This window comes from Dysosmobacter sp. (assembly GCF_034093755.1).
Taxonomy (GTDB): Bacteria; Bacillota; Clostridia; order Oscillospirales; family Oscillospiraceae; genus Oscillibacter.
Genome location: NZ_JAXEBZ010000044.1, coordinates 1 through 8,752 on the forward strand (window position 1 = coordinate 1; position 8,752 = coordinate 8,752).

Annotated in this window: 11 protein-coding genes; 1 reads left to right on the forward strand and 10 read right to left on the reverse strand. The window is 65.0% G+C overall.

The features are described from left to right. Nucleotides 1-116 precede the first annotated feature (116 nt). The 3 genes from hslO to SOX55_RS05935 are packed head-to-tail and all read right to left on the reverse strand — an operon-like array spanning nt 117 to nt 2,076. A complete protein-coding gene (gene hslO / locus SOX55_RS05925) occupies nt 117-1,010 on the reverse strand; it encodes an Hsp33 family molecular chaperone HslO (RefSeq protein WP_325286521.1) in 894 nt (297 codons plus the stop codon). A 23-nt stretch (nt 1,011-1,033) separates the two neighbouring features. Continuing rightward, a complete protein-coding gene (locus SOX55_RS05930) occupies nt 1,034-1,780 on the reverse strand; it encodes a class I SAM-dependent DNA methyltransferase (protein WP_325286522.1) in 747 nt (248 codons plus the stop codon). After that, nucleotides 1,777-2,076, reverse strand: a complete 300-nt coding sequence (locus SOX55_RS05935; protein ID WP_325286523.1) for a YerC/YecD family TrpR-related protein — start codon at nt 2,074-2,076, stop codon at nt 1,777-1,779. The genes SOX55_RS05930 and SOX55_RS05935 overlap by 4 nt, the downstream gene beginning before the upstream one ends. Nucleotides 2,077-2,262: 186 nt before the next feature. Between SOX55_RS05935 and SOX55_RS05940 the strand changes: the two genes are divergently transcribed. After that, the gene (locus tag SOX55_RS05940) at nt 2,263-2,964 is read left to right on the forward strand and encodes an RsiV family protein (RefSeq protein ID WP_325286524.1); all 702 of its coding nucleotides are present in this window, start codon (nt 2,263-2,265) and stop codon (nt 2,962-2,964) included. A 19-nt stretch (nt 2,965-2,983) separates the two neighbouring features. Here SOX55_RS05940 and SOX55_RS05945 read toward each other — a convergent pair whose 3' ends face one another. The 7 genes from SOX55_RS05945 to SOX55_RS05975 all read right to left on the reverse strand — a co-directional run. After that, entirely contained in the window at nt 2,984-4,141 is a 1,158-nt protein-coding gene (locus tag SOX55_RS05945; RefSeq protein WP_325286525.1) for an AI-2E family transporter, read from the reverse strand. Continuing rightward, the gene (locus tag SOX55_RS05950) at nt 4,128-4,634 is read right to left on the reverse strand and encodes a gamma carbonic anhydrase family protein (protein WP_325286526.1); all 507 of its coding nucleotides are present in this window, start codon (nt 4,632-4,634) and stop codon (nt 4,128-4,130) included. Before SOX55_RS05950 ends, SOX55_RS05945 begins: the two co-directional genes overlap by 14 nt. 12 nt (nt 4,635-4,646) lie before the next feature. Continuing rightward, nucleotides 4,647-5,873 (reverse strand): aminopeptidase, encoded by a 1,227-nt coding sequence (locus tag SOX55_RS05955; protein ID WP_442873612.1) that lies wholly within the window; start codon nt 5,871-5,873, stop codon nt 4,647-4,649. A gap of 26 nt (nt 5,874-5,899) precedes the next feature. Next, a complete protein-coding gene (locus SOX55_RS05960) occupies nt 5,900-6,457 on the reverse strand; it encodes a DUF2148 domain-containing protein (RefSeq protein WP_325286528.1) in 558 nt (185 codons plus the stop codon). Between the two features lie 86 nt (nt 6,458-6,543). Then, nucleotides 6,544-7,398, reverse strand: a complete 855-nt coding sequence (locus SOX55_RS05965) for a YihY/virulence factor BrkB family protein (RefSeq protein WP_325286529.1) — start codon at nt 7,396-7,398, stop codon at nt 6,544-6,546. A 34-nt stretch (nt 7,399-7,432) separates the two neighbouring features. Continuing rightward, nucleotides 7,433-8,218 carry a ZIP family metal transporter gene (locus SOX55_RS05970; protein WP_325286531.1) on the reverse strand — a complete coding sequence of 262 codons (786 nt, stop codon included), beginning with the start codon at nt 8,216-8,218 and terminating at the stop codon, nt 7,433-7,435. Between the two features lie 148 nt (nt 8,219-8,366). Further along, nucleotides 8,367-8,752, reverse strand: a 386-nt coding sequence (locus SOX55_RS05975) for an amino acid--tRNA ligase-related protein (RefSeq protein ID WP_325286530.1), incomplete at its 5' end; no start/stop codon positions are given.

An 8,752-nucleotide genomic window follows, 5' to 3' on the forward strand; every position in this document is an offset into this window, starting at 1 on the left:
TGTAAGGCAGGTGCTCTAACCAGCTGAGCTATGCTCCCGAATCGCCACTTTCGCCAGACGACAAAAGTTATTATACTCACAACCCCCCGTTCTGTCAACCGTTTTTTTGAATTTTTTCAATTTTCTTTTTTCCGCATTTTCAGCAGCAATTCCTCCAGCTGCTGCCGGGAAAAATACTGCTTTTGGTCACAGAACCGGCAGCAAAGCTCCGCCTCGCCCTGCTCGTCGATGAGGCTGCGCAGCTCCTGGGGTCCCATGCTGATCAGGGCCCGCTCCATCCGCTCCCGGCTGCAGTCGCACCGGTATTCCACCGGCGTCCGCTCCAGAATCTCCACGTCAAAATCCGCCAGCAGACGGCGCAGCATGGCCTCCGGATCGTCGTTTTCCGACAGCATCTTCGTGACGGAGCCGGCGCTCAGCACGCCGCCCTCTACCCGGCTGATGATGTCCTCGCCGGCGCCGGGCAGCAACTGAATGATATAGCCGCCGGCCACTTTGACGCTCTGGTCCCGGTCCACCAGGACCCCCAGGCCCACTGCCGTGGGAATCTGCTCCGACTCCACGAAATAGGAGGCCAGGTCATCGGCAATCTCGCCGGAGAGCAGCGCCACGCTGCCCACATACGGCTCCTTCATGTTCAGGTCCCGGATCACCGTCAGCGTGCCGTCCACGCCTACGGCGGCGCCCACATTCAGCTTGCCGTCCTCCCGCAGAGGCAGGTCCACGGCAGGATTTCCCACGGTGCCCCGGACGTTGCCCTCATTGTCCGACACCACCAGCAGCGAGCCCAGCGGGCCGCCGCCCCGGACCTGCAGGGTGACGCTGGCGCCGTCGCCCTTCAGGGCGTTGCCCAGCATGGAGCCGGCCGCCAGCAGGCGGCCCAGGGCCGCGGTGGCCACCGGCAGCGTCCGGTGGATCTGCCGCGCCCGCTCGGTGAGATATTTGGTGGAAACCGCCGCCGCCTTCACCATGCCGTCGGCGGTGATGGCCCGTATCAGCTGATCGCTCATAATGATTCTCCTAAATGTTTTGGTTACCGTGGTTTTTCGCACAGGAAGATCAGCCGGTCCTCCTCCGGTGCCGGAGGCTTGCCGGTCATGTCGCCGGTGACGGTGATCTTTGTAAAGCCCGCCTCCCGGAGCCACTGGGTCAGCTCCTCCGGCTCATAGGCCCGCTCCCGGTGCTCTTCGCAGCTGCGCTGCCAGCTGCCGTCCCGCCTCCGCTCAAACAGGTCCACCCAGTAGGTGCACACTTCCCGGGAAAACTCTGTCCGCCACACGCAGTACACGTCCTCCGTCTCGTCCAGCCACACCTGGCCGTCCATCCGCCGCAGCTTATAGGGGGAATTGACGTCAAACAGGAAGCGGCCGCCGGGCTTCAGATACCGGAACACCCGGCGGAAGGTCTCCCGCACGTCCCCGGGACGGGTCAGGTAGTTGATGGCGTCCAGGGTGGACACCGCCGCGTCCACCGGCTCCAGAAGCCGCAGACGGGCCATGCTCTGGTGCAGAAAAAAGGGCAGCCGCTCCACGGAAAGAGAGGCCGCTTTTCCCGCCGCCACCGTCAGCATCTCCTCCGACGCGTCCACGGCGGTGACCGCGTAGCCCTTCAGCGCCAGCAGACAGGCAATGGAGCCGGTGCCGCACCCAAGGTCCAGCACCGTCTCCACGGGAATGGGGCTTTTCCGGAACTGCCGGTGGAGGTACTCCGCCCGGCGGCGGTGCTGCACGTCCTCCGTCAGCACGTCATAGGCTCCGGCCAGTGCCTCGTAGCTGTTCACTTCTGCTCCGCTTCCTTGCGGCGGGCGAAAATTTTGGCGTAAGCGCCGGTGCCGTAGCTCAGGGAGCGGTTGACCCGGCTGATGGTGGCGCTGGAGGCGCCGGTGCGCTCCAGAATGTCGTTATAGATCATGCCGTCCTCCAGCAGGGAGGCCACCTCAAAGCGCTGTTCCATGGACCGAAGCTCAGAAACGGTACAAAGGTCTTGGAAAAAGTCGTAACACTCCTGTTCGTCCTTCAGCATGAGGATCGCCTTATACAGCTCGTCGTTTTTTTCCTTCTTGCCGATCTTGACCATATCGAATTCTCCTTCCACATCACCCGGTCCGCTGAGGGCACCGGGGCGTTATTCTTATTTTATCATTTCACTCAATGAAAGTAAAGTCCCATTTGCGTTTTTCGTCAGGCTTTGTCCGCCAGCGCCGCACACTTTCCCGCAGTTTGCATAGTCTGGTGTAACCATGACTTGTGGAGGTGCCTGCCCATGGAAGATCAACTGCGGGAGATGGAGGTCTTTTCGGCGGAGCGGGAGTGGACCGTGGACGGCATCCCCGTGCTGACGGCCTCCGTCTCCCTGCCCCGCCCCGCCGGCGGCACCGGCCGGGCCGCCCGCCGCATCCGCCGGTTCTATCAGCTCCAGGCCCGGTCCTACCTGCGCTACTGCGACAACTGGCTGTTTCCCTGGGCCGCCGCCGAGTACCGCCGCGCCCTGGAGGTCAGCGGCCCCCTCCCCTGCTGCACTGCCCAGCTGACCCACCGCGTCACCTTCTGCCAGGACGGCATCTGCAGCCTGTACACCGAAAGCCGGGAGCGGATGAACGGCCGCCCGGAGGTGCTGCGGCGGGGGGACACCTGGGAGCTGGCCACCGGCTGCCCGGTGCCGCTGACCGCCTTCTTCCCCAGGCGGGAGCCGGTGAAGCGGACGCTGCTGGCCCTGGCGGAGCGGGAGATTGCCGCCCAGGAGGCCGCCGGCGTGGCCTGCTACCATGACAAATGGCGCCAGCAGCTGCGGCGCAGCTTCAACCGGGAGAACTTCTTCCTCACGCCGGAGGGGCTGTGCGTGTTCTGGCAGATGTACGCCATCGCCCCGGCGGCGGAGGGCATTCCCACCTTCACCCTGCCCTTCGGGCAGGAAAACTGCCGTCTTCCCCCTCCGGAGGCCCAAAAAACCGCCCCTTCCCGCTGAGGGAGGGGCGGTTTTCCTGTTATTCTTCCCGGGACAGCCACTTTTCCGGCGGAATGTGCCGCTGCGCCAGCCGGTCCTTCACAAACCGGCGGAACAGGGCGTAGCACACGGAGCTCAGGGGGATGAACAGCAGCATTCCCGCCACGCCCATCAGCTTTCCGCCCAGGGTCACGGCCACCAGCACCCAGATGGAGGGCAGCCCCACCGAGGAACCCACCACGTGGGGGTAAATCAGGTTGCCCTCAATCTGCTGGAGCACCAGAAACAGCACCACGAACATCAGCGCCTGCCACGGATTGGTGACGGCAATCAACAGCGCCCCCACAATGCAGCCGATGAAGGCGCCGATGATGGGGATCAGGGCCGTCAGGGCGATGAGAACGCCCACCAGCAAGGCGTAGGGCATCCGCAGCAGTGACATGGCCACCACAAACAGCCCGCCTAAAATGCAGGCCTCCAGGCACTGGCCGGAGAGGAAGCTGGAAAAGGTGCGGTTGGCCAGCCGCAGCACCTCCACCGTCCGGTCCGCCCACCGCTCCGGCAGCAGGGCGTACAGCACCTGCCGCCCCTGGCGGGCCAGCTTCTCCTTCTGCATCAGCAGATACACGGCGAAGATGAAGCCGATGATAAAGGAGCTGACGCCGCTGACCACGCCGCCGATCAGTCCGCCGCTGGAGGACAGCAGCCCCGTCCCCCAGGTCTGCAGCATCAGTCCCGCTTTCCGGACCAGCTCCGTCCAGTCGATGTTCACCGCCGCAAGCAGGGGCTCCAGACGGGGCACCAGGCTCTCCAGCCGGGCCGTCAGGACCTCCAGCCGCCGGATGGCGCCGGGCAGCTGGCCCGTCACGGAGCGCAGCGCGTCCGCCGCGCCGGGGCCGATGACGCAGAAGGCCACCGTCAGCACCCCCGCCACCGCCAGCAGCGTCAGCACCAGCGCCAGCGGGCGGCGGAAGCGGGCGCCCTTCCGGGCGTTGGGAAACAGGCGGCGCTCAATGCTCCGCATGGGCACGCTGAGGATGAAGGCAATGGTGCCGCCCAGCAGGAAGGGAGACAGCACCCCTATCAGCCGCCCCAGCCACAGCATCACCTTATCCGGGTTCTGCAGCAGGGTGTAAAAGGCGATGCCGCCGCACACCACCGTCAGCCAGCCCCGCAGCTGGCGCTTATTCCACTCCATGACGGTCTTCCCCGCCCTGCCGGTACCAGCGGGCAAAGTCCAGATACTCCTCCATGGAGGCCCGGTTGCCCTGGATTTCCGCCTCTGTCAGGGGCCGGACCACCTTTGCCGGATTACCCAGCACCATGGAGCCGTCGGGGATGTCCATCTTCCCCGTCACCAGCGCGCCGGCGCCCACCAGGCAGTTGCTGCCGATTTTCGCCCCGGTGAGGATGATGGCCCCCATGCCGATGAGGGTGTTGTCCCCCACGGTGCAGCCGTGGACAATGGCACCGTGGCCGATGGTGCAGCCGGCGCCGATGGTGGACGTCTCATGGAGGACGGCGCACTCCTGAATGTTGGTGTTCTCGCCGATGCGGATGGGACCCTGGTCCCCCCGGATCACCGCGTTGTACCACACGCTGACGCCTTTGGACAACTCTACGTCCCCCACCACGGCGGCGCCCTCAGTGATCAGAATGTCCTCATTGGAGGCCTGCAAGGGATATGCCATGCTTCCACCTCCTCAGATGGCAAAGTTGCCGTTGACGAACACGGGGACCTGCCGGCCATCATGGGTGGTGCCCACAATGGACAGGTCCGCGGTGCCGATCATGAAGTCCACATGGGTGATGGAGTCGTTGAGGCCCCGGGCCTTCAGCTCCTCCTTGCTCATCTGCTGGCCCCCCTTCAGGCAGGGATAGGCCTCGCCGAAGGCGATGTGGCAGGCGGCGTTCTCGTCGAACAGCGTGTTGTAGTACAGAATCTTCTGGTTGGAGATGGGGCTGTCATAGGGCACCAGGGCCACCTCGCCGAAGTAGGAGGCGCCCTCGTCCACGGAGATGGCGGCCTTCAGGAACTCCTCCCCCTGCTGGGCGTGGGCCTCCACGATCTTGCCGTCCTTCACCACAAAGTGGAACTTTTCGATGATATTTCCGTCATTCACCAGGGGCATGGAGGCGTACACCACGCCGTTGACGCCGGTGCGCAGGGGGGAGGTGAACAGCTCCTCCGTGGGGATGTTGGCGATATACTCCTGGCCCGACAGGGTAACGTCGTTGCCCGCCTCCCAGATGTGGCCCTCCGGCAGCTCCACCGTCAGGTCGGTGCCCAGGGAATTGGTGTAGTGGAGGGATTTGAAGTTCAGGGCATTCATCTTCTCCAGCCGCCGCGCCAGGGTGGCGATGTGCTCCCGCCAGCGGTCCACACACCTGCCGTCCCCCTGAATCCGCACGGCGGCGAAGATGGCGTCCCACAGCTTCTCCATGGCCTCATCCTCCCCGCAGTCGGGGAACACCGTCCGCGCCCAGCTGGGGATGGGGATGGAGGCGATGCACCAGGGGAAGCCGCCGCACATCTGCAGCCGGTCAAAGTCCTTCAGGGCCTTGCCGGAGGCCTGCTGGGCCCGGACAATACGGCCGGCGTCCACCCCCTTGAAATTCTCCGGGTCGGAGGCGGAGATGGCCAGATACGCCGCGCCGGATTTGGCGTAGTCGTTGAAGAAGTGGCTCCGCCACTCCGGCACCTCGTCAAACACGGCGTTGTCCGCCTCCAGATACTTCATCCGGGCCATGGCGTCATCGTGCCAGTTCATCACCACCTCCCGGCACTCCCGCCGGTAGGCCTCCCGGGCGCACATCCGGGCGAACCAGGCGCACTCCACCGGGGAGGAGATCACCAGGGTCTGGCCCTTCCGCACGTTCAGGCCCACCTGAATCAGCAGGCGGGCGTACTCCTGCAGCTTTTCTTCCATGTCATTCATACAGCGTTGTCCTTTCCTCACTTGCTCTCCGGCGCGCAGACGGGCTTGTGCCGGAAGAAGATGTTCTGATTGGTGGCCGACAGGGGCAGGGCCATGATGGTGGTCACGTCCTCCCCCAGCAGCTTCTGCCTCATGGCCGCCATGCCGGCGGTATACAGCACCCGGTTGTCCACCCGCAGGTCCGCCGCCATGGCGCAGGCGCTGCCGATGGCAATGCCCAGGTCCAGATCGTCAAAGACGCAGTGGCCGCCCACGGAACGGCACTGGCCGCAGTTTTCCTGGCCGCACAGCCCGCAGGGGGTCAGGCCCCGGGACTGGCCCCTGCTGCCCAGCAGCACCACCGCCGGGCACTGGGCCACCAGCTCCGCGTCCCGGACAAAGATAGGCCGGCAGTTGGGGATCTCCCCCTCCATGCGGGCCATCTCCTCCGCCAGCTGCCGTACTTCTTCCCCCACCAGAACACCGCAGGCCACGGTGTCCCGGCCGCAGGCCTTGGGGGCGGTGACTGCCGCCACGCAGATCTGCTTTGCCGCCTGAAGGATGGCCTCGTCACAGGCCTGTTGCATATTCAGCATCTGTCATTTCTCCTTTTTGCCCGGCAAAGGCCGGAGCTATGTGTGTTCGGGAACAGTTTACCCCGCTTTCCGGGAAAAGTAAAGGCTCATTCCTCCGTCCGGGCATCCCGCCGCATGGCCAGAAGGGCGCCGTTGAACTCCGCCCCCATGATCAGCACCACGGCGGTGAGATACAGCCAGATCAGCACCACGATCACCGTGCCGATAGAGCCGTAGAGCAGGGAGTAGTCCGCCACGTTCTCCGCGTACAGGGAGTAGAGCCAGGACAGCAGCATCCACGCCGTCAGCGCCGCCAGAGTGCCGGGCCAGGTGTCCCGCCAGGGGTGGCGGCGGTCCCGGGCGTACAGGAAGAACAGGGTGAAAAACCCCAGCACGGCCACCGCCGGGAACCGCAGCAGACTCCACAGCTCCGCCGCCAAGGCGGGCAGCCCCAGATAGCGGATGCCGTAGGCCAGCACCCGGTCCCCCACGGTCATCAGCGTCAGCGTCAGGCCGATGGCGGCGATGAACACCACCGTGTAAAACAGGGTGCGGACGGTGTTCAGCAGCGGGTATTTGGGCGGGCCCAGGTGGTAGGCCGTCCGCACCGCCCGCTCCAGGGAGTTGACGGCCCGGGTAGGGAACCAGATGGAGAACACCAGGCCGAACAGCAGCAGACGGCGGCTGGGATTCTCCGCCACATGGCGCAGGTACACGCCGATGAAGTCCAGCACCTCCTTGGGCAGCACCCGGTCCAGCTCCGCCAGAATGGCCGCCACATCCAGCTGCAGCAGGCCCAGCAGGGCGCTGAAAAAGATGGCCAGCGGAAACAGGCCGAACAGCAGGTAAAATGCCAGGGCCGCCCCCTGAATGGCCACATTGTGCCGCAGGTAGCGGCGCACCATCAGCCAGAGGAAGCGGAGAGGGCGGTTTCGTTCCAGCAGCGCCTCCCACTTTTTCATGGTCTCCCCCTTTCTTCCCACCGGGATACGGGCCTCACGCGCCCAGCAGCACATCCAGCAGCATCATGCACAGAAACCCCGCCATGACACTGGCAGTGCCCACGTGGGAGTGCTCTCCCAGATGGGCCTCCGGAATCAGCTCCTCCACCACCACGTAGATCATGGCGCCGGCGGCGAAGGACAGGATCAGCGGCATGGTGCCGGTGACGCTGCCGGCTGCCAGCACCGTCAGCAGGCCAAAAATCGGCTCCACCACGCCGGAGGCGGCGCCGCAGAGAAACGCCCGGCCGGGTCTGGCCCCCTCGGACCGCAGGGGCAGGGAGATGGCGGCGCCCTCCGGAAAGTTCTGCAGCCCCATGCCGATGGCCAGGGCCACAGCGGCAGGCAGGGTGCCCTCCCGGGCCGCCAGGGCAAAGGCAAGGCCCACCGCCATGCCCTCGGGGATGTTGTGAAGGGTCACCGCCAGCACCACCATGGTGGTGCGCTTCAAGTGGGCGGGCAGGCCCTCCGGCTCGTCGCTGCCGGGGTGCAGGTGGGGCAGCAGCCGGTCCAGCAGCATCAGAAACACGCCGCCGAAGGCGAAGCCGCCTCCCACGTGGAGGGCAACGGAGACCCCCAGCTCCTCCGCCATCTCCATGGCGGGAATCAGCAGCGACCACACCGACGCGGCCACCATGACGCCGGCGGCGAAGCCCAGAAAGGCCCGCTGCACGTCCCGGCTCACGTCCTTGCGAAAGAAAAATACCATGGCCGCGCCCAGGATGGTGGCGGCGCAGGTGAAGCCGGTGCCCAGCAGGGCATACAGCAGCTCTTTTTGCAGCAAAGGAACCACTCCTTTCTCTTGGTATTCCCCATCATAGCAGAAAAAACCGGTTCTGTAAATTTTCTTTCCGCCGCGCCGCAGGCCGGCGTCAGAAAACGGAAAAAAGGAGGGCTGACGCCCTCCTTTTGATTCGGTTGCCGGAGTCTTAGAATTCCGCGTTGGAGACGGTTCTGGGATGGGGCAGCACGTCCCGGATGTTGCTGACGCCGGTGAGGTACATCACCATCCGCTCGAAGCCCAGGCCGAAGCCCGCATGCTTGCAGCCGCCGTAGCGCCGCAGGTCCAGATACCACCAGTAGTCCTTGGGGTCCATGCCCAGCTCGTGGATGCGGCTCTCCAGCAGGTCCAGCCGCTCCTCGCGCTGGCTGCCGCCGATGATCTCGCCGATGCCGGGAACCAGGCAGTCCGCCGCGGCCACGGTCTTGCCGTCGTCATTGAGACGCATATAGAAGGCCTTGATCTCCTTGGGATAGTCGGTGACAAACACGGGACGCTTGAACACCTGCTCGGTGAGGTAACGCTCATGCTCCG